This window comes from Streptomyces sp. NPDC002825 (genome assembly GCF_040295385.1).
Lineage (GTDB): Bacteria > Actinomycetota > Actinomycetes > Streptomycetales > Streptomycetaceae > Streptomyces.
In genome coordinates, this window is the sequence record NZ_JBEOVH010000004.1 from 173,349 (window position 1) to 192,007 (window position 18,659).

The window sequence follows — 18,659 nt, forward strand, 5'->3', positions numbered from 1 at the left end:
ACGGCGCACCGCGGCACCCGCACCTGGCACCACGCAACAGGAAGAAGGACGGACCGATGACGACGGTTCCCCTGCCGACCGACGAGACCCGCTGGCGCTGCACGCTCTGCGGCAATCTGACCCGCTTCGACGTGACCCGCTCCTCCAAGGTCGTGGAGTACGTCCATCTGGACCTCGCCGGAGAGCCGAAGGTCGAGGAGCGGCAGGTGGTCAGTGAGACCATCGAGTCGGTCCGCTGCCGCTGGTGCAACGCGGTGGACCAGATCGAACTGGTGGACAGGCCGGGCGCCGAATCCTGAGGGACGGCGCGGACGACATAGGGGTGACGGAACGTGGAGCAGCCCGCGCACGGTGGTGAGCCGGCCGGCGCGGCAGGTGACGCTGCCGAGACGCTCGACCACCCATTGCCGGAAGGTGTACGGCGACGGGTCGTCGCGCTGGTCGCGGACGCCTTCGGCGGGCTCACCGTCGCGGAGCTGCCCGCGCCCCTGCGGCAGTACGCCCGCTTCACCGCGAGCCGGCGGGCCAAGTTCGCCGGCAACGCGATGGCCGCCGCCCTGGAGAGCGACCCGCTCTTCCGGCAGCGGATCGGCGAACGGTTCAAGCAGGGCCAGCCCGAGCTGGCCGGGGCCGTGGAGACCGGCACCCCGCCCGCGGCCGCCGACCCCGTCGACGTGGCGGCGGCCGCCTATGTGCTGCGCCCGCCGGGCTGGGTCAAGCTCGTCGCCGCCGCCGGCGAGGAGGCCCTGCGGGCCGACGCCGAGCGGGCCGACGAGGCCGGTCGGCGGGAGCTGGAGCGGCTGCGCGAGGAGCTCGCCGCCGCCCGGGACCGCTCCCGGGGCGAGACCGAGCAGCTCCGGCACGACCTGGAGGCCGCCCGCAAGGAAGCGGAATCGCTTCAGCGCAAGCTGCGCAGCGCCCAGAGCGACGTGAAGCGCGGCGAGGCCGCGCTGCGCAAGGTCCAGGGCGAGATCGAGGCCGCGCGGGCGGAGTCGGCGGCCCAGGTGTCGGCCGCCGAGAGCGAGACCCGGCGGCTCAAGGCCCGGCTCGGCGAGGTCGAGGCGGCCCTGGAGGCGAGCCGCAGGACCGCCCGTGAGGGCCGCTCGGTGGAGGACATGCGGCTGCGGCTGCTGCTCGACACGGTCCTCGACGCGGCCCAGGGGCTGCGGCGCGAACTCGCGCTGCCGCCCGTCTCGGTGCACCCGGCGGACACCGTGGACGCGGTGGAGCCGGGGCGGATGTCCCCGAAGGACATCGCGGCGCGGGCGCTCTCCGAGACGGACCCGGCGCTCCTCGACCAGCTGCTCGCGCTGCCGCAGGCGCATCTGGTCGTCGACGGCTACAACGTCACCAAGACCGGTTATCCGACGATGCCGTTGGAGAAGCAGCGGCTGCGGCTGCTGGGCGGGCTCTCGGCCCTGGCCGCCCGCTCGGGCGCCGAGGTCACCTGTGTCTTCGACGGGGCGGAGCTGGCGGCCCCGGTGCTGCTCGCCCCGCCGCGCGGGGTGCGGGTGCTGTTCTCCAAGCCCGGCGTCACGGCGGACGAGTTGATCCGTCAGCTGGTCCGGGCGGAGCCGCCGGGGCGGCCGGTCGTGGTGGTCTCCACCGACCGCGAGGTGGCCGACGGCGTCGCGAAGGCCGGTGCGCGGCCGGTCGCGTCCGCCTTGTTGCTGAAGCGGCTTTCGCGCCTCTCGTGACGCATCGCAACTCCTGGGCGTTATGCCCGAATTCTGGATGGCGCACCGTCAAGTGCCCATCACTGGCCGTGCGATGTATGTAAATAAAGTGGTGCGTGGGCGAGATTTTTGCCAGCGGGATTTGAACTGATCACAACTTGGTCACTAGGGTCGGGCTTCGAACCTTCGCGCGGTTGATCACCCATCCGGGGTGGCGGCGGAGGAACCGCCTGCCCGTGACCGGTTGGGCGGCTCTGAGGAAGAAGGAGCTCGCCTTCGTGGCGTCCCACCGTCGACCCAAGCAGCCGAGCCGCACCCGTGTGACCGTGCTCACCGTCACCGCGGCCGCCGCCGTGGCCCTCACCGCCCAGTCCGGCGCCCAGGCGGCCCCCGCCAAGCCCAAGATCGACGAGGTCAAGGCGAAGGTCGACGCACTGCACCACGAGGCCGAGGAGGCCACGGAGCAGTACAACCTCGCCGAGGAGCGCCGCGGCAAGCTGCAGAAGGAGATCGGCGACCTCCAGGACAAGGTGGCCCGCGGTCAGCAGGAGCTCAACACCCTGCGCGACCAGATCGGTTCGGTCGCCAGCGCCCAGTACCGCTCCGGCGGCATCGACCCGGCGCTCCAGCTCTTCCTCTCCTCCGACCCGGACACCTACCTCGACAAGGCGTCGGCGATCGACCAGTTGAGCGCCCAGCAGGCCGACGTGCTCACGTCGATCCAGGCCAAGCAGCGCACGCTCGCCCAGCAGCGGGCCGAGGCCACCGCGAAGCTGGCCGACCTCGAGGACGTCCGCAAGACCCTCGGCGCCAAGAAGGCCAAGTACCAGGGCAAGCTGGCCGAGGCCCGCAAGCTCCTCAACAGCCTCACCGCCGCCGAACGGGCCAAGATGGAGGAGCAGGAGCAGCGCGCCAGCCGCGGCGCCGCCGAGCGCGTCAACCTCGGCAGCGAGGTCCCGGCGAACGGCTTCGGCGCCGCCGCGCTCGCGGCCGCCGCCACCCAGCTCGGCAAGCCGTACGTCTCCGGCGCCGAGGGCCCCAACTCGTACGACTGCTCCGGTCTGACCATGTGGTCCTACCGCCAGGCCGGCGTCACCCTCACCCGCACCACCTACACCCAGCAGAACGACGGCGTGAAGATCGGCCGCAGCCAGCTCAAGCCGGGCGACCTGGTCTTCTTCAACAGCCTGTCGCACGTGGGCCTGTACGCGGGCAACAACACGATCCTGCACGCCCCCAAGCCGGGCGCGGTCGTCCGCTACGAGTCCATGGACTACATGGGCACCTTCCAGTTCGGCGTCCGGATCGGCGGCTGAGCCTTCCCGCGACCCGCTGCGGCACACCGCCCAATCGGGTGGTTCGCCGCGACGCGCACTGACCTGACGCCCCGCCGGTGACCTGTGTTCTCCGGCGGGGCGTCACTTTGTGTGCCCGGCGGCTTCGTTGGACGAGGACTGATCAGCGGCTACTGTCTGCCGCGCCAGTCTGCGTCGAGACGAACGGAGCGCTGTTCGTGGCGTCCCACCGCCGACCCGCCCGGGTCACCGTCCTCACCGCCGCCGCCGCGGCCACCGCGGCGGCGTCCCTCGGTGCCGTCCCCGCGAGCGCCGACCCCGGAGCCACCCCTGCGGCCACCCGCGCCACGGTCGACCGCCTCTTCGAGGAGGCCGAGAAGGCCACCGAGGGCTACAACCGGGCCGACGAGAAGGCGGACGCGCTGCGCAGGACGGTCTCCCAGGCGCAGGACAGCCTCGCCCGGGGCCAGGAGCGCATCAACCGCATGCGGGGCGCGCTCGGTGCGGTCGCCGGCGCCCAGTACCGCTCCGGCGGCATCGACCCCGCCCTCGCCCTGCTCCTCTCCTCCGACCCGGACAGCTACCTGGACCGGGCCACCGCCCTCGACCGGGTCACCGCCCGCCAGGGCGCCGCGCTCGGCGAACTCCTGCGCGAGCAGCGCGGCCTGAACCAGAAGCGGAGCGAGGCCCGCGCGGCCCTGGGCGAACTGGAGCGCAGCCGGGCCGAGGTCGCCCGCCACAAGCGCACCGTCGAGCGGAAGCTCGCCGAGGCCCGCCGGGCGCTCGCCTCCCTCACCGTCGAGGAGCGCGCCGACTACGACCGCGCCTCCCGCACCGGCGAGCGCGCCGACGCGCCCGCCGAGGAGCTGCCGCCGCTCGCCGACCTGGGCCCCTCGCGGGCCGCCGCCGCGGTGATCGCCGCCCGCAGCGCGATCGGCAAGCCGTACGTGTGGGGCGCGACCGGCCCCTCCGCCTTCGACTGCTCGGGCCTGATGGTCTGGTCGTACCGGCAGGCCGGGATCAGCCTGCCCCGCACCTCCTCGGCGCAGCGGTACGCCGGCCGCCAGGTGCCGCTCTCGCAGGCGCAGCCGGGCGACCTCGTCACCTACCGCGGCGACGCCAGCCATGTGGCGATCTACGCCGGGAACGGCCAGGTCATCCACGCCCCCTACCCGGGCGCCCGGGTCCGCTACGACCCGGTGAACATGATGTCCCACGTCACCGTCACCCGCGTCTGACGCTCCGCCCTCCCCGCCGGCCCCCGGGGCGCTCGAACCGGCGGCGCCCCTTCGGCGCCCCGTACGATCGGGGGCGTGGCGGGCAGGCGGAGTCGAGCGGTGCGCGGTGCGGCGGCGGGGCTGCTGGCCGCGGTGCTCGCCCTCGCCGGATGCGCCGCCCCCGCCCCGGTCGGCCCGGCCTCCGAGGAGATCCAGAGCCTGCTCGACCGGCACGCCCGGGCGCTGCTCGACCGGGACGAGACCGGCTACCTCGCGGCCCTCGACCCCGCGCTCGTACCGGCCGCGCGCACCGAGTTCGACCGGCTCGCGAAGGTCCCGCTCGGCGGCTGGAAGTACCGGGTCACCGATGTCGACCGGGCCGGCGAGGGCCGGGTCGTCGCCAGGGCCGAGCTCGGGTACCGGATCAAGGGCTACGACTCCGGGCCGGCCACCACCGAGCGGGTCCTCGACCTCGCCGAGCGGGACGGCCGCTGGTACGTGACCGGCGACCGCGCCGCCGAGGGCGCCCCGCAGCAGCTGTGGCAGCAGGGTGAGGTCACGAGCGTGACCGGCCGCCGCAGCCTCGTCCTCGGCGTGGGGCAGGGCCAGGAGCGGCTGCGGGAGATCGCGGCGGCGGCGGACCGGGCGGTGCCCGCCGTCGGGGACGCCTGGCACGGCGACTGGGCGGGCCGGGTCGTGGTCCTCGTGCCCGCCTCCACCGAGGCGATGGGCCGGCTCCTGGGCGGGCCGGCCGCCTCCTACCGGGGCATCGCGGCCGTCACGACCGGCCGGACGGGCGGCGGCCCGACCGCGCCCGCGGACCGGGTGATCGTGAACCCGGAGGCGTACGCGGTGCTCGGCGAGTTCGGCCGACAGATGGTCCTCACTCATGAGACCACCCATGTCGCGACCCGCGTCCAGACGACGAAGGCCACCCCCGTCTGGCTCTCCGAGGGCTTCGCCGACTGGGTCGCCTACCGGGGGACCGACCGCACCGCCGCGCAGGCCGCCCCCGAGCTGCGCCGTGCGGTCCGGGCCGGTGACCTCCCGGCGGAGCTGCCCGAGGACGAGGCCTTCTCCTTCGGCGGGGACGCGGACGCCCTGGCCCGGGCCTACGAGGGCGGCTGGCTGGCCTGCGAGCTGATCGCGGACCGCTGGGGCGAGGAGAAGCTGACCGCGTTCTACCGGGCCGTGGGCGCGCACCCGGGCCGGGACGGGGCGGTGGAGAAGGCGCTCCGAAAGGTCCTGGACACCACGCCGGAGGAGTTCACCGCCGACTGGCGGACGTACCTGGGGGAGCGGCTCGGCTAGGCCCCCTGCGGCGGGCCCTCCAGCTGCGCCAGGGTCTCCTTCAGCCAGGCCTTCTCCTCCGTGCCCGTCGCGCGGGCGATCCGCAGCATCCCCTGGCGGAAGACGTCGGGCTCCCGCTCGACGGTGACCGGGGCCCCGCCCTCGTAGAAGAAGCTGGCCGGGGTGTCGAGGAACTCCTGGCGGCGGCGGAGGACGGCCGCCTGCTCCGCCCGGTCGGGCAGGTGCCGCAGGAAGGCGAGCAGGGTGAAGAAGCGCTGGCCGTCGGTGATCTCTGCGTCCTTGGGGGTGCGCAGCCGGGCGAGGAGCTCCCGGCGGCCCTCGGGGGTGAGCGAGAGGGTGCGGCGCGGGGCGGCGCTCGCGCCCGGCTCCGTACGGCTGTCGACCAGGCCGTTCTTCACCAGGCGGGTGATGGCCGGGTAGAGGGCGCCGTCGCTGACCGGGCGGACGTGGCCGCTCAGGCCCTGGATGCGCTCCTTGAGCTCGTAGCCGTGCAGCGGCTTCTCGTACAGGAAGCCCAGGATCGACAGCTCCAGCACCGGGCACCACTCCTTCGCGCTTGTCGGGGGACTGCCCCTCATGCTACCTCTTTTCGAGGTGCCTCTAATCGAGGTACATCGGAAAGAGGGGGTCTCTTCGTCATGTCCTCGCACCGCCGCACACTCGTCCGGCTCGCCCGCCCGGTCTATCTCGAACTGCTCGCCGGAGTCGCCGCCGGCATCATCAACATGGTCTGGGTCGCCCGCCTCGGCGGGGACGCCGTCGCCGCCGTCGCCGTCGCCACCAACGTCGAGAACCTCCTGCTCGGCGTCGTCCTCATGGCCGGCTCCGGCACCACCGTCCTCGTCGCCCGCGCCCGGGGAGCCGACGACCCCGGCGCCGTCCGCGCCGCCGTCCGCGGCGGCACCGCCCTCTGCGCCCTGCTCGTACCGCCCGTCGCCCTCGGCGGATACCTGCTGCGGGACCCGCTCGCCGCCCTTCTGCTCGGCGGCTCCGGCCACCCCGCGCACACCCTGGCCACCGCCTACTTCGCGATCTCCCTCCCCGGCACGGCCGTCTTCTTCGCCACGAACGTCCTCGACGGGATCCTCAAGGGCACCGGCGACACCCGCACCCCGATGCGGCTCGCCTTCCTGGCCAACGGGCTGATCCTCGTCCTCGACCCCCTGCTCATCCACGCGTACGGGGTCCCCGGCGCCGCCCTCGCCACCGTCATCGGCCGGGGCGCCGCCCTCGCCGCCGGACTCCTCGCCCTGCGCCGCGACCCGCTCCTCAAGGCCGCCCGGGCGGCCCGGGCGGCCCTGCCCACGACCGCCGCGCTGCGCCGGACCGCCGCCACCGGGCTGCCCATGGCCGTCGACTTCACGGTCCGGATGGCCGGAGCCCTCGCGCTCGTCTCCGTCGTCGCCCGACTCGGCGTCACCGAGATCGCCGCCTACGGCATCGCCACCAAGGCCATGTACGTGGCGACCATGGCCTTCTACGCCGTCCGGCAGGCCGCGTCCATCCACAGCGCCCACCTCCTCGGCGCGGGCAGGGACGAGCGCCGGGCCGTCGGCCGGGAGGCCCTCCTCCTGGGCGGCACCCTGGGCGCGAGCGCCGCACTCCTGCTGCTCCTCGGCGCGGGACCCGTCATGCGGGCCTTCGGCGCCGAACCCGCGGTGGCGGAGGCGGGCGCGCTCTTCCTGCGCTGCCTCGGCCCCTATCTGCTGCTCATGGCCGGGTACATCGCGCTCGCCGGGGTCTTCGAGGGCACCGGGGCGAGCCCGTACCTCGCCCGGATCACCGTCGCCGGCGTCCTCGTCCAGCTCCCCCTCGCGTACGCCCTCTCAGGCGCCGGTCTCGGACTGCCCGGGATCTGCCTCGCGATGGCGCTCGCCATGGGAGCCCAGTGCGCGTCCCTCGGCCTGCTGCACCGCCGTACGGTCCCGGCGGCCGCCGTGAAGACTCAGAGCGAGCCGGACAGAGCCTTCTCGCGCTCCGGGTGAGTCCCCTGGGCGGGCACCTTCGCGGCCCCGGCGAGACGCGGCTCCGTCACCGTGTGCCGCCACAGGATCCGGCAGGCGATGACGGTGGCCGCGATCAGCAGACCGTTCCTCGTGAACAGCACCGCCATGCCCAGCGGATCGCTCCGCGTCACATGCGAGAACCACACCGGGAACTCGAACTGCGTCACCGCCGTCGCCCACAGCACCAGGTGCGCGGGCTTCCGCATCCGGCTCGAACGGAAGGCGAGGCACACCGCGGCCAGCCCGACCAGCCACAGCATGTACTGGGGGGAGAGCACCCGGCTCGTCGTCGTGAACAGCAGCACCGCCACGAAGGCCGCGTCCGCCACCGTCGACGAGGCGAAGTGGCGCGCCCGGATCCGCCACACCAGCAGCCAGCCGAACGCGGCGACCGTGAGGAACAGCGCCGCCGTCGACACCGTGGACACGTGCGGGCCGAGGAACTCGATCGACCCGTAGTTCATCAGCGCCTCGCCCTCCCAGCCGAAGTGCCGGACGACGTGGAAGACCATCGAGCCCAGCGACTCGACCTCCGTGCCCCGGTCCCGCTGGAAACCGAGGAAGGCCAGCGCCCCCGGCATCCACACCACGCAGAACGCCAGCACCGCGGCCCCCGCGCCCGCCGCCGCCGACCAGGAGCGCAGGGTCGCCCGGCCCTTCGGGGCGCCCGCGAGCAGCAGCACCGGCCACACCTTCAGGACCGCGCCGAATCCGGCGAGGGCGCCGAGGACCCGGGGGCTGCGGCCCGCCGCGAGCAGCCCCGCCACCGCGACGGCGGTGACCATCACGTCGTACCGGGCGTACGCCGTCGGGCCGAGCAGCGGGACGCCCGCGAGCCAGAACCAGGCGCCCCGCGGCGAGCGGCCCGCGCGGCGGCCCGTGTGCAGGAGCAGCCCGAAGACCAGCGCGTCACAGAGGAAGGCGAGGACGAAGAAGGCGGAGGCGTAGTCGAGGAAGGGCAGCAGACCGGGGGCGAGGATCGCGAACGCCGCGGCCGGCGGATACTGCCAGGTGACGTCGTCCAGCGGATACGTGCCCGTCCGCAGCACCTCGTACCAGCCCTGGTAGATGTCCCGGACGTCGAAGGTGATGTCGGGGCCGGGTATCACCACGACCTTGAAGACGCAGAGCAGCAGCAGGACCCGGGTGAGGCCCCAGAGGCCGAGCGGAAGTCGCAGACCCGTGCGTGACCCGTTCCCCACGGCACCCGTCGTCACTGTCGCGTCCCTGTCCTGTCGGCCCGCGGTGGCGGGGCGGTCGTGTTGCCGGGCGGTGGATGCGATCGCGTACTGTCGGCCACGATGCACAAGACCCTGATCGTAACCAACGACTTCCCGCCGCGTCCCGGCGGAATCCAGGCCTTCCTGCACAACATGGCACTCCGCCTGGACCCCGACCGGATCGTCGTCTACGCCTCCACGTGGAAGCGCAGCCGTGAAGGGATCGAGGCGACGGCCGCGTTCGACGCCGAACAGCCTTTCACGGTCGTACGGGATCGCACCACCATGCTGCTGCCGACTCCTCGGGTCACCGCCCGCGCCACCGCGCTGCTCCGCGAGCACGGCTGCGAGTCCGTGTGGTTCGGGGCGGCCGCGCCGCTCGGCCTGATGGCCCCCGCCCTCCGCCGGGCGGGCGCGGAGCGGCTCGTCGCCACCACCCACGGGCACGAGGCCGGCTGGGCCCAGCTCCCCGCCGCCCGGCAGCTCCTGCGCCGGATCGGCGAGGGCACGGACACCATCACGTACCTCGGCGAGTACACCCGCTCCCGGATCGCGACCGCCCTCACCCCGGCCGCCGCCGGACGCATGGTGCAGCTCCCGCCCGGCGTCGACGAGAAGACCTTCCACCCCGACTCGGGCGGCGACGAGGTCCGCGCCGCCCTCGGGCTCAGCGACCGTCCCGTCGTCGTCTGCGTCTCCCGGCTCGTCCCGCGCAAGGGCCAGGACACCCTCATCCGGGCCATGCCCGCGATCCTGAGCCGGGTCCCGGACGCCGTCCTCCTGATCGTCGGCGGCGGACCGTACGAGAAGGACCTGCGCCGCCTCGCCGCCGAGACCGGTGTGGCCGGATCCGTACGCTTCACCGGCGCCGTCCCCTGGTCCGAGCTGCCCGCCCACTACGGGGCCGGCGACGTCTTCGCCATGCCCTGCCGCACCCGGCGCGGCGGACTCGACGTCGAGGGCCTCGGCATCGTCTACCTGGAGGCCTCCGCCACCGGCCTGCCCGTCGTCGCCGGCGACTCCGGCGGCGCGCCCGACGCCGTCCTCGACGGCGAGACCGGCTGGGTCGTCCGCGGCGAGTCCGCCGAGGAGACCGCCGACCGCGTCGGCACCCTCCTCCTCGACCCCGAGCTCCGCGCCCGCATGGGCGAGCGGGGCCGGGCCTGGGTGGAGGAGCGCTGGCGCTGGGACCTCCTCGCCGAGCGGCTGCGCGAGCTGCTGTAGGCCGGACGCACGGGAAGGGCCCGGGGCGATGTGATCGCCCCGGGCCCTTCCCGTACCCGCTCCTACTTGGCGTAGATCGCCTCGATCTCGTCCGCGAAGTCCTTCGCCACCACGTTCCGCTTCAGCTTCAGGGACGGGGTGATGTGCCCCGCCTCCTCCGTGAACTGGGCCGGGAGGATACGGAACTTGCGGACCGACTCCGCCTTCGACACCGCGGCGTTGCCGTCGTCGATCGCCCGCTGCACCTCCGCGATGAGCTCCGCGTCCTCACGGAGGGAAGCCGCCGTCGAACCGGCCGGCTTGCCGTGCTCGCTCGCCCAGCGGCCCAGGAACTCCTCGTCGATCGTGACCAGCGCGCCCACGAACGGACGCCCGTCGCCGACCACCATGCACTCCGCGACCAGCGCGTGCGCCCGGATCCGGTCCTCGATGACCGCCGGGGCGACGTTCTTGCCGCCGGCCGTCACCAGGATCTCCTTCTTGCGGCCGGTGATCGCGAGGTAGCCGTCCTCGTCGAGCGTGCCGATGTCACCCGTGTGGAACCAGCCGTCCGCGAGCGCCTCGGCCGTCGCCGCCTCGTTGTTCCAGTACCGCGAGAAGATGTGCTCGCCGTGCAGCAGCACCTCGCCGTCGTCGGCGATCCGCACCACCGAGCCCGGCAGCGGCTGACCGACCGTGCCGATCTTCTGCCGGTCCCAGGGGTTGAACGCCGTCGCCGCACACGACTCCGTCAGGCCGTAGCCCTCCAGGACCGTGAAGCCGATGCCCCGGAAGAAGTGGCCGAGCCGCTCGCCCAGCGGGGCGCCGCCCGAGATGGCGTACTCGCCGCGACCGCCGAGCACCGCCCGCAGCTTGCTGAAGACCAGCTTGTCGAAGACCTTGTGCTTCAGCTTCAGACCGAAGGACGGGCCCTGCGGGGTGCCCAGCGCCCTGCTGTACGCGATGGCCGTGTGCGCGGCCTTGTCGAAGATCTTGCCCTTGCCGTCGGCCTGGGCCTTCGCCCGCGCCGAGTTGTAGACCTTCTCGAAGACGCGCGGAACGCCCAGGATCAGCGTCGGCCGGAACGAGGCCAGCTCGTCCGTGAGGTTCTTGATGTCCGGGACGCAGCCGAGCCGGATCGGCGCCATCACGGACGCGACCTCGACGAGCCGCCCGAAGACGTGCGCGGCCGGCAGGAACAGCAGCACCGAGCACTCGCCCGTACGGAAGAGGGGCTTGAGCCGCTCCACCACGTTGCCGCACTCGGCGAAGAAGGCACGGTGGGTCAGGACACAGCCCTTGGGGCGGCCGGTCGTGCCCGAGGTGTAGACGATCGTGGCCGGGTCGTCCGCGTTCGCCGCCGACATGCGTGCGTCGAGCAGCTCGTCGGAGACGTCCGCGCCCTCGGCCGTGAGCCGGGCCACCGCGTCCGTGTCGATCCGCCAGACGGCCTTGAGCTCCGGCAGGTTCGCCCGGACGGAGGCCACCGACTCCTCGTGCGCCGCGCTCTCCACCACCACGGCCGTCGCGCCCGAGTCGCCGAGGATCCACTGGATCTGCTCCGGCGAACTCGTCTCGTACACCGGCACGGTGACACCGCCCGCGCTCCAGATCGCGAAGTCGAGGAGCACCCACTCGTAGCGCGTACGGGAGAGCAGCGCGACCCGGTCGCCCGGCTCCACACCCGCGGCGATCAGGCCCTTGGCGACCCCACGGACCTCGGCGAGGAACTGGGTGGCGGTGACGTCGGTCCAGACGCCGTCGACCTTGCGCCCCATCACGGCGACGTCTGGGTGCTGGGAGGCGTTGCGGCGGATGAGATCCGTCAGGTTGCCGTCCGTGGGGACCTCGTACAGGGCCGGAAGGCTGAACTCGCGCAAGACTGCTGCTCCTCATCGGGCGCCGGCGCCACGGCTCTGTGTGATGCACCGGTGTGGTCCAAGATCGGGCAGGTGCTCAGTGGGGGTGAGCACGACTGGACCGCTCGGACGTTACCCATCAGTACATGGTTCCCGATAGGGGGTCCCGGCCAGATGTTCCGTGCGTCACACATGCGTGACGGTGCTGTGCGCACAGTAATCCACCGGTTTCGCGACTCCCAAGTAACCGCAGGTGACACCCCCTAAGGTGGGCTCATGCGAGTCCATGTGGTCAGTGACGTGCACGGCAACGCCGGCGACCTCGCCAAGGCGGGAGAGGGCGCCGACGCGCTCATATGCCTCGGTGACCTGGTCCTCTTCCTCGACTACGCCGACCACAGCCGGGGCATCTTCCCCGATCTCTTCGGCACCGAGAACGCCGACCGGATCGTCGAGCTCCGTACCGCCCGCCGCTTCGACGAGGCCCGCGACCTGGGGCGCAGCCTGTGGGCCGCGCTCGACGTCGACCGCGACATCGCCATCGAGGCCGCCGTCCGCCGCCAGTACACCGAACTCTTCGCGGCCTTCCCCACCCCTACGTACGCCACCTACGGGAACGTCGACATCCCCCAGCTCTGGACGGACTTCGCCGGGCCGGGCACGAAGGTCCTCGACGGTGAGCGGGTCGAACTCGGCGGGCTGGTGTTCGGCTTCGTCGGCGGCGGGCTGCGCACGCCCATGCGCACCCCGTACGAGATCTCCGACGAGGAGTACGCCGCCAAGGTCGAGGCCCTCGGCGACGTGGACGTCCTCTGCTCCCACATCCCGCCGGAGGTGCCGGAGCTGACGTACGACACCGTCGCCCGCCGCTTCGAGCGCGGCAGCCGGGCGCTGCTCGACGCCATCCACCGCGTCCGGCCCCGGTACTCCCTCTTCGGCCACGTCCACCAGCCGCTCGCCCGGCGGATGCGGATCGGCCGGACCGAGTGCGTGAACGTCGGCCACTTCGCCTCGACCGGGAGGCCCTACGCCCTGGAGTGGTGACGGCGGGGCCACGGGGGCGCGATAGCCTTCCGTCGGCACGTCTGTGCCCCCTTTTACTTCCGCCGGACCGCACAGTGGAGGAGCCACCGCGATGGCCGAACACACCAGCTCGAGCATCACCATCGAGGCGGCGCCGGCCGACGTCATGGGCGTGATCGCCGACTTCGCCCGCTACCCCGAGTGGACCGGCGAGGTGAAGGAGGCCGAGGTCCTGTCCTCCGACGAGGCCGGACGCGCGGAGAAGGTCCGGCTGCTCCTGGACGCGGGGGCGATCAGGGACGACCACACCCTCGCGTACACCTGGACCGGGGACAACGAGGTCTCCTGGACCCTGGTCAAGTCCCAGATGCTGCGGTCCCTCGACGGCTCGTACCTGCTGAAGGCCCTCGGCGACAAGCGCACCGAGGTGACGTACCAGCTGACGGTGGACGTCAAGATCCCCATGCTCGGCATGATCAAGCGCAAGGCGGAGAAGGTCATCATCGACCGCGCTCTGGCGGGCCTGAAGCAGCGGGTGGAATCGGGCGCGTAGCCCCCCGTTGTGGGCATGCGTTCCGCGAGGGCGGTGCCCACACGGCAGCGGGGCACCGCCCAGCAAGGCGCGGGCCCGCACCGACGTGGGCACCGTCCCACGTCGCCGCGCAGGTAACGTTCCGCCGCATGCGGATCATCCTTGTCACCGGACCCGGCGGCGCCGGCCGTACCACCCTCGCCGCCGCCACCGCCCTCGCCGAAGCGCGGTCCGGCCGCCAGGTCCTGCTGGTCTCGGAGGACGCGGGCCCCTTCCCAGGGGAAGGTCTCCGGGTCCTGCGCCCCCAGCCCGCCGCCGACTTCCGACGGGAGTTCCTCGCCCTCCAGGACCGCTCCTCCGCCGCGCTCGACCTCCTCGGCGCCGCTCCCTTCGAGGACGCCGAGCTGACGGAGCTCCCCGGAAGCCGGCAGTTCGCCCTCCTGCGGGCGCTGCGGGACGCCGCCGCCGGTGACCACGAGGTCGCCGTCGTCGATCTGCCCCCGCTCCCCGAGGCCCTCGCCCTGCTCGCCCTCCCCGGCCAGCTCCGCCGCTATCTGCGCCGCCTCCTGCCCCAGGAGCGCCAGGCGGCCCGCGCCCTGCGCCCGATGCTCGCCCAGCTCGCCGGCGTCCCGATGCCCGCGCAGTGGCTGTACGAGACCACCGCCCGCTGGGAGGCGGAGCTCGAAGCCGTCCAGGCCGTGGTCGAGGCCCCCGACACCACCGTCCGGCTCGTCCTCGAACCCGGCCCCGGCGCCGCACCCGCCCTGCGCACCGCCCGGCTCGGCCTGGCCGTCCAGCGCCTCGCCCTCGACGCCGTCGTCGCCAACCGGATCCTGCCCGCCGCCTCCGAGGACCCCTGGCTCGCCGGACTCACCGCCGAACAGCACCGGCACCTCGCGGAGCTCCGTACCGCCACCACCGGCGAGCTGTACGAGCTGCCGCACCTCGGCAGGGCCCCGCGCGGCGCCGAGGACCTGGTGCTCCTCGCGCCCGCCCGGACCGGGAAGGCCGCCCCCGTACCGGAGTGGGCCGTCGAGGACCGGCGCGAGGAGGACGGCGTCCTCGTCTGGCACATCCCGCTGCCGGGGGCCGTCAAGGAGGAGCTCTCCCTCGTCCGCCGCGGTGACGAACTGCTCCTGACCGTGGGCGCCTTCCGCCGCGGCGTCCCCCTGCCGGGCGCCCTGCGCCGCTGCACCGTCAGCGGCGCCGGGCTCGTCGACGGGGACCTCCGGGTGCGCTTCACACCCGACCCCGGGCTGTGGCCCCGCACCCCCTGACGCGGCGTGTACCGTCGAAGTACGCAGCCACTGAGGAGTACGCCATGAGCGATTCGGACGCCTGGGCCAAGGCCTGTGCCGAGGACCTGGAGGCGGAGAAGGCCCGCCGCCGGGCGCAGCGCGCGACCGAGCCCGGCTCTCCCGCGGAGGAGTTCCGCAAGCTCTTCGAGGCCGTGGCCGAGAAGGTCTCCGGCGGCCTCGGGAGCCCGCTCCTCGGCGGTCAGGCCGCGCAGACCGCCGCGCAGACCGTGCAGCAGCTCGTCAACCAGGCGAAGGCCGTCGTCGAGCCCGTCATCGAGCGCAACCCGCAGGTCTTCGACCACCTCGCCGCCGCCGGCGGCGAACTGCTCGCCGCCTACCGCTCCGCCGTCGAGGGCCACGAGAGCCGCTGGACCCGCGGCGGCTCCGTACCCGACGCCGACGACCCGCGCCGCGACGCGGACCCGGACACCCCCCGCAAGGACGACGAGGGGCCCGGAACCGGCCAGCACATCGACCTGGACTGATCGGCGAGCCATCCCCGCTCGGGTACGGTGGGCCTTAGCGGGGCTCGACCGAAAACTGAGGGACACATGGGACTCACCATCGGCGTCGACATCGGCGGCACGAAGATCGCGGCCGGCGTGGTCGACGAGGAGGGCAACATCCTCGACACGCACACCGTGCCCACCCCGCCGACCCCCGAAGGCATCGTCGACGCCATCTGCGCCGCGGTCTCCGAGGCCGGCAAGGGGTACGAGATCGAGGCCGTCGGCATCGGAGCCGCGGGCTACGTCGACGACAAGCGCGCCACCGTCCTCTTCGCGCCGAACATCGACTGGCGGCACGAGCCGCTCAAGGACAAGGTCGAGCAGCGGGTCGGCCTGCCGGTCGTCGTCGAGAACGACGCCAACGCGGCCGCCTGGGGCGAGTACAAGTTCGGCGCCGGCAAGGGCCACGAGGACGTCATCTGCATCACCCTCGGCACCGGCCTCGGCGGCGGCATCATCATCGGCAACAAGCTGCGCCGCGGACGCTTCGGCGTGGCCGCCGAGTTCGGCCACATCCGGGTCGTCCCGGACGGTCTGCTGTGCGGCTGCGGCAGCCAGGGCTGCTGGGAGCAGTACGCCTCCGGGCGCGCGCTCGTCCGGTACGCCAAGCAGCGAGCCAACGCCACCCCGGAGCGCGCGGAGATCCTCCTCGGCCTCGGCGACGGCACCCCGGAGGGCATCGAGGGCAAGCACGTCAGCCAGGCCGCCCGTGCCGGCGACCCGGTGGCCGTCGACTCCTTCCGCGAGCTGGCCCGCTGGGCGGGCGCCGGTCTCGCCGACCTGGCCTCGCTCTTCGACCCCTCGGCGTTCATCGTCGGCGGCGGCGTCTCGGACGAGGGCGACCTCGTCCTCGACCCGATCCGCAAGTCCTTCCGGCGCTGGCTGATCGGCGGCCAGTGGCGCCCGCACGCCCAGGTCCTCGCGGCCCAGCTCGGCAACAAGGCCGGCCTGGTCGGCGCGGCGGACCTCGCCCGCCAGGGCTGAGCGCCCCCAGGGCATACGACGACCGCCCGCCGCGTCCTCTCGGACCCGGCGGGCGGTCGTCGTATGTTGGCCGTCATGGCGATCAGTGAGCTGCCCAACTCCCGCACCGAGAGCGACGGTTCGGCCGTCCTCCGGGTCCTGAGCTACAACGTCCGTTCGATGCGCGACGACGAGGACGCCCTCGCCCGGGTGATCCGGGCCTGCGCCCCGGACCTCGTCTTCGTCCAGGAGGCCCCGCGCTTCTTCCGCTGGCGCAAGCACGCCGCCCGGCTCGCCGCCAAGAGCGAGCTCGTCGTCCTCAGCGGCGGCGCCACCGCGGCCGGACCGCTTCTGCTCTGTTCCCTGCGGGCCACCGTCGAGCGGACCGAGGACGTCCTGCTGCCGCTCACACCGGGCCTGCACCGGCGCGGCCTCGCGACCGCCGTCGTCCGCTTCGCCGGGGCCCGGCTCGGTCTCGTCAGCTGCCATCTGAGCCTGCGGAAGGACGAGCGGTACGCCCAGGCGGGGATGGTCCTCGACCGGGTCGCCGCCCTCGGCACCCCGCACGCCCTCGTCGCCGGCGACCTGAACGAACGCCCGGGAGGCCCCGCCTTCACCCGGCTCACCAAGGAGCTCCAGGACGGCTGGGCGGTCAGCCCCTGGGGCGGCGAGCACACCTCGACCCCGGCCGACCCGCACCAGCGCATCGACGCGATCCTGGCGACCCCGGGCATCGAGTTCCTCGGCTGCGGAGTCCCGACGGACCTCGACCCCGAGGACCTGAGGGCCGCCACCGACCACCTCCCGGTCCTGGCGGCGGTCCGGGTCCCCGCGACGCCGTGAACGACGCGCTCCGACGGCCGGGGGACCGGCCACGTGCCCGGCGGCCGGAGGACGGCGCAGCCGTCCGAAGCCCACGGGGCGCCCCGGCGCCGAGCGGTGCGAGGGCGGCGACGGGAGGAGCAGCCCACCTCCCGGTCCTGGCGGCGGTCCGGGTCCCCCCGACGCCGTGAACGACGAGCTCCGCCCTTCAGGGCGGAGCTACACCACCGCCCCGCGCCCCGGGTCGTCGAAGCCGTCGTCATCGTCGTCGTCGTGCTTCATGCGGGCCACCAGCGTCGCGAAGCCGCCCAGGAAGCCGCCCACGCACAGCGTCGTCAGCCACCAGGTCATGTCCCACTGGAGCAGGACGGCGACCAGCATCAGGACCGGGCCCCCGACGACCGCGAGCCAGGCGAACCTGGTCGTCGTGTCGGCCTCGGGCAGCGGCGGCGGCTCCGGCGGGACGAAGTGGCCCTCGTCCGCGCCGCCCGTCTCCTCGTCCGGCTCGGCCGGGGAGTAGTCCCGGGGGCCGCCGGTCCGCACCCCGGGCGCGAACACGATCGAGCTGCCGAGCGCGGGCCGCTCGGGGCCCGCCTCCGGGTCCTCGTCCGAACCGGCCTCGGGCTCCTCGGCCGCGGGCTTCGGCCTCGGCTTCCATGCGGTGCCCTTCACGGGCCGGATCTCCGCGCCCTCACCGTCCTCCTCCTCGGGCTCGGGCAGCGGAAGGTTCTCGACGGGCCGGAACGGCTTCGTCCCCGGAGGGTCCGCGGGCTCCTCGCCGTACCCGGCGACGATCGCGGCCCACGCCGCCTCCTCGTCGATGGGCTGCGGCTCCCGCTCCGGGCCGTCCTGCTGCTCAGCCACCGCTCCTGCTCCCCTTTCCGTCGACCAGATCCGGGGCCAGACGCTCGACGAAGGCCAGGCTCTCGTCGAAGATCCGCTCCGCGTCATGGTCCAACGTCGCCACGTGGTAGCTCTGTTCCAGCAGGATCTCCTTCACGTCCGTCGAGGAGATGCGGGAGAGGATCCGGGCCGAGTCGGCGGGCGGCACGACGTGGTCCTGCGGGCTGTGGAGCAGTACCACCGGCTGGGTGACCTGCGGAAGCTCCGCGTCGACCGTCTGGAAGAACCGGCGCAGGGAGTGCGCGGCGTGCAGCGGCACCCGGTCGTACCCGATCTCGGCCACGCCCTCCTTGGCGATGTCGCTGGCGATGCCCTTGGTGGAGGGGACCAGGTGCCGGACGACGGGCAGGGCGCGCGCGGCGATGCCGTGCACCTTGTTGCCCGGGTTGACGAGGACGATGCCCCGGACCGCGTCACCGTGCTGGGCGGCGAGCCGCAGCGTGAGGGCCCCGCCCATGGAGAGGCCGAAGACGAACACGGTCTCGCACCGCTCCAGGAGCTCGCGCAGCGCCCGGTCCGCCTCCGCGTACCAGTCGTGCCAGGTGGTGAGCTGCATGTCCTGCCAGCGGGTGCCGTGACCGGGCAGCAGCGGCACCGACACCGACAGGCCGCGCTCGGCCAGGTACTCGGCCCACGGGCGCATCGACTGCGGGGAACCGGTGAATCCGTGACAGAGAAGGACGCCGACCTCTCCGCCTTCATGGCGGTACGGCTCGGCTCCGGGAAGGACCGGCACCGGGGTCTCCTGTTCGGTTGCGACTCCGGCGTCCTCGGGGTGCGCCGGAGCGACGGTGAATGGGGAAGGACCTTCACGGTACGCGA

General features: G+C 73.5%; 18 protein-coding genes. 13 read left to right on the plus strand and 5 right to left on the minus strand.

The window, feature by feature from the left end; all coding sequences use genetic code 11:
• The first annotated feature begins 56 nt into the window (after positions 1-56).
• The 5 genes from ABT041_RS07515 to ABT041_RS07535 all read left to right on the plus strand — a co-directional run bounded on the left by ABT041_RS07515 (position 57) and on the right by ABT041_RS07535 (position 5,499).
• Positions 57-299 (plus strand): hypothetical protein, encoded by a 243-nt coding sequence (locus ABT041_RS07515; protein WP_030693922.1) that lies wholly within the window; start codon positions 57-59, stop codon positions 297-299.
• A gap of 33 nt (positions 300-332) precedes the next feature.
• Positions 333-1,697 (plus strand): NYN domain-containing protein, encoded by a 1,365-nt coding sequence (locus ABT041_RS07520; protein WP_351180505.1) that lies wholly within the window; start codon positions 333-335, stop codon positions 1,695-1,697.
• A gap of 257 nt (positions 1,698-1,954) precedes the next feature.
• On the plus strand, positions 1,955-2,992 hold the full coding sequence (locus ABT041_RS07525) for a C40 family peptidase (RefSeq protein ID WP_351181043.1): 1,038 nt from the start codon (positions 1,955-1,957) through the stop codon (positions 2,990-2,992).
• A gap of 197 nt (positions 2,993-3,189) precedes the next feature.
• Positions 3,190-4,209 (plus strand): C40 family peptidase, encoded by a 1,020-nt coding sequence (locus ABT041_RS07530; RefSeq protein ID WP_351180508.1) that lies wholly within the window; start codon positions 3,190-3,192, stop codon positions 4,207-4,209.
• Positions 4,210-4,284: 75 nt separating this feature from the next.
• Positions 4,285-5,499: a hypothetical protein gene (locus ABT041_RS07535; RefSeq protein WP_351180511.1), complete on the plus strand. Its 1,215-nt coding sequence runs from the start codon at positions 4,285-4,287 to the stop codon at positions 5,497-5,499.
• On the opposite strand, the gene ABT041_RS07540 is transcribed toward ABT041_RS07535, so the two are convergent.
• Positions 5,496-6,035: a PadR family transcriptional regulator gene (locus ABT041_RS07540; protein ID WP_351181046.1), complete on the minus strand. Its 540-nt coding sequence runs from the start codon at positions 6,033-6,035 to the stop codon at positions 5,496-5,498. The genes ABT041_RS07535 and ABT041_RS07540 overlap by 4 nt on opposite strands.
• A 102-nt stretch (positions 6,036-6,137) precedes the next feature.
• Between ABT041_RS07540 and ABT041_RS07545 the strand changes: the two genes are divergently transcribed.
• On the plus strand, positions 6,138-7,484 hold the full coding sequence (locus ABT041_RS07545) for an MATE family efflux transporter (protein WP_351180514.1): 1,347 nt from the start codon (positions 6,138-6,140) through the stop codon (positions 7,482-7,484).
• Here the strand turns inward: ABT041_RS07545 and ABT041_RS07550 are convergent.
• Positions 7,445-8,707, minus strand: coding sequence for a glycosyltransferase 87 family protein (locus tag ABT041_RS07550; protein WP_351180517.1), 1,263 nt, complete (start codon positions 8,705-8,707; stop codon positions 7,445-7,447). The genes ABT041_RS07545 and ABT041_RS07550 overlap by 40 nt on opposite strands.
• A 99-nt stretch (positions 8,708-8,806) precedes the next feature.
• Here ABT041_RS07550 and ABT041_RS07555 point away from each other — a divergent pair, with 99 nt between their 5' ends.
• Complete coding sequence (locus tag ABT041_RS07555; RefSeq protein WP_351180520.1) at positions 8,807-9,949, plus strand: glycosyltransferase family 4 protein; 1,143 nt, start codon at positions 8,807-8,809, stop codon at positions 9,947-9,949.
• A gap of 62 nt (positions 9,950-10,011) precedes the next feature.
• Here the strand turns inward: ABT041_RS07555 and ABT041_RS07560 are convergent, their stop codons facing one another.
• The gene (locus tag ABT041_RS07560; protein WP_351180523.1) at positions 10,012-11,808 is read right to left on the minus strand and encodes an AMP-dependent synthetase/ligase; all 1,797 of its coding nucleotides are present in this window, start codon (positions 11,806-11,808) and stop codon (positions 10,012-10,014) included.
• A gap of 255 nt (positions 11,809-12,063) precedes the next feature.
• Between ABT041_RS07560 and ABT041_RS07565 the strand changes: the two genes are divergently transcribed.
• The 6 genes from ABT041_RS07565 (at position 12,064) to ABT041_RS07590 (ending at position 16,955) form a co-directional block, all read left to right on the plus strand.
• The gene (locus tag ABT041_RS07565; RefSeq protein ID WP_351180526.1) at positions 12,064-12,831 is read left to right on the plus strand and encodes a metallophosphoesterase family protein; all 768 of its coding nucleotides are present in this window, start codon (positions 12,064-12,066) and stop codon (positions 12,829-12,831) included.
• 91 nt (positions 12,832-12,922) lie between these two features.
• The gene (locus tag ABT041_RS07570) at positions 12,923-13,363 is read left to right on the plus strand and encodes an SRPBCC family protein (RefSeq protein WP_351180529.1); all 441 of its coding nucleotides are present in this window, start codon (positions 12,923-12,925) and stop codon (positions 13,361-13,363) included.
• 128 nt (positions 13,364-13,491) lie between these two features.
• A complete protein-coding gene (locus ABT041_RS07575; RefSeq protein WP_351180532.1) occupies positions 13,492-14,619 on the plus strand; it encodes an ArsA family ATPase in 1,128 nt (375 codons plus the stop codon).
• Positions 14,620-14,663: 44 nt separating this feature from the next.
• Positions 14,664-15,125 carry a DUF5304 domain-containing protein gene (locus ABT041_RS07580; RefSeq protein ID WP_351180535.1) on the plus strand — a complete coding sequence of 154 codons (462 nt, stop codon included), beginning with the start codon at positions 14,664-14,666 and terminating at the stop codon, positions 15,123-15,125.
• 66 nt (positions 15,126-15,191) lie between these two features.
• Positions 15,192-16,133, plus strand: a complete 942-nt coding sequence (locus tag ABT041_RS07585; RefSeq protein ID WP_041128818.1) for an ROK family glucokinase — start codon at positions 15,192-15,194, stop codon at positions 16,131-16,133.
• A gap of 75 nt (positions 16,134-16,208) precedes the next feature.
• Positions 16,209-16,955 carry an endonuclease/exonuclease/phosphatase family protein gene (locus ABT041_RS07590; protein ID WP_351180538.1) on the plus strand — a complete coding sequence of 249 codons (747 nt, stop codon included), beginning with the start codon at positions 16,209-16,211 and terminating at the stop codon, positions 16,953-16,955.
• 198 nt (positions 16,956-17,153) lie between these two features.
• On the opposite strand, the gene ABT041_RS07595 is transcribed toward ABT041_RS07590, so the two are convergent.
• Together ABT041_RS07595 and ABT041_RS07600 are read right to left on the minus strand one after the other, a co-directional pair.
• Complete coding sequence (locus ABT041_RS07595) at positions 17,154-17,798, minus strand: hypothetical protein (RefSeq protein ID WP_351180541.1); 645 nt, start codon at positions 17,796-17,798, stop codon at positions 17,154-17,156.
• Positions 17,791-18,573 carry an alpha/beta hydrolase gene (locus ABT041_RS07600; protein ID WP_351180544.1) on the minus strand — a complete coding sequence of 261 codons (783 nt, stop codon included), beginning with the start codon at positions 18,571-18,573 and terminating at the stop codon, positions 17,791-17,793. Before ABT041_RS07600 ends, ABT041_RS07595 begins: the two co-directional genes overlap by 8 nt.
• Positions 18,574-18,659 lie beyond the last annotated feature (86 nt).

What these genes read in the sequence shown, in the direction of transcription:
- ABT041_RS07515 (WP_030693922.1), top strand. Translation starts at nt 57, where the DNA reads ATGACGACGGTTCCCCTGCCGACCGACGAGACCCGCTGGCGCTGCACG.
- ABT041_RS07545 (WP_351180514.1), top strand. Translation starts at nt 6,138, where the DNA reads ATGTCCTCGCACCGCCGCACACTCGTCCGGCTCGCCCGCCCGGTCTAT.
- ABT041_RS07555 (WP_351180520.1), top strand. Translation starts at nt 8,807, where the DNA reads ATGCACAAGACCCTGATCGTAACCAACGACTTCCCGCCGCGTCCCGGC.
- ABT041_RS07565 (WP_351180526.1), top strand. Translation starts at nt 12,064, where the DNA reads ATGCGAGTCCATGTGGTCAGTGACGTGCACGGCAACGCCGGCGACCTC.
- ABT041_RS07570 (WP_351180529.1), top strand. Translation starts at nt 12,923, where the DNA reads ATGGCCGAACACACCAGCTCGAGCATCACCATCGAGGCGGCGCCGGCC.
- ABT041_RS07575 (WP_351180532.1), top strand. Translation starts at nt 13,492, where the DNA reads ATGCGGATCATCCTTGTCACCGGACCCGGCGGCGCCGGCCGTACCACC.
- ABT041_RS07580 (WP_351180535.1), top strand. Translation starts at nt 14,664, where the DNA reads ATGAGCGATTCGGACGCCTGGGCCAAGGCCTGTGCCGAGGACCTGGAG.
- ABT041_RS07585 (WP_041128818.1), top strand. Translation starts at nt 15,192, where the DNA reads ATGGGACTCACCATCGGCGTCGACATCGGCGGCACGAAGATCGCGGCC.
- ABT041_RS07590 (WP_351180538.1), top strand. Translation starts at nt 16,209, where the DNA reads ATGGCGATCAGTGAGCTGCCCAACTCCCGCACCGAGAGCGACGGTTCG.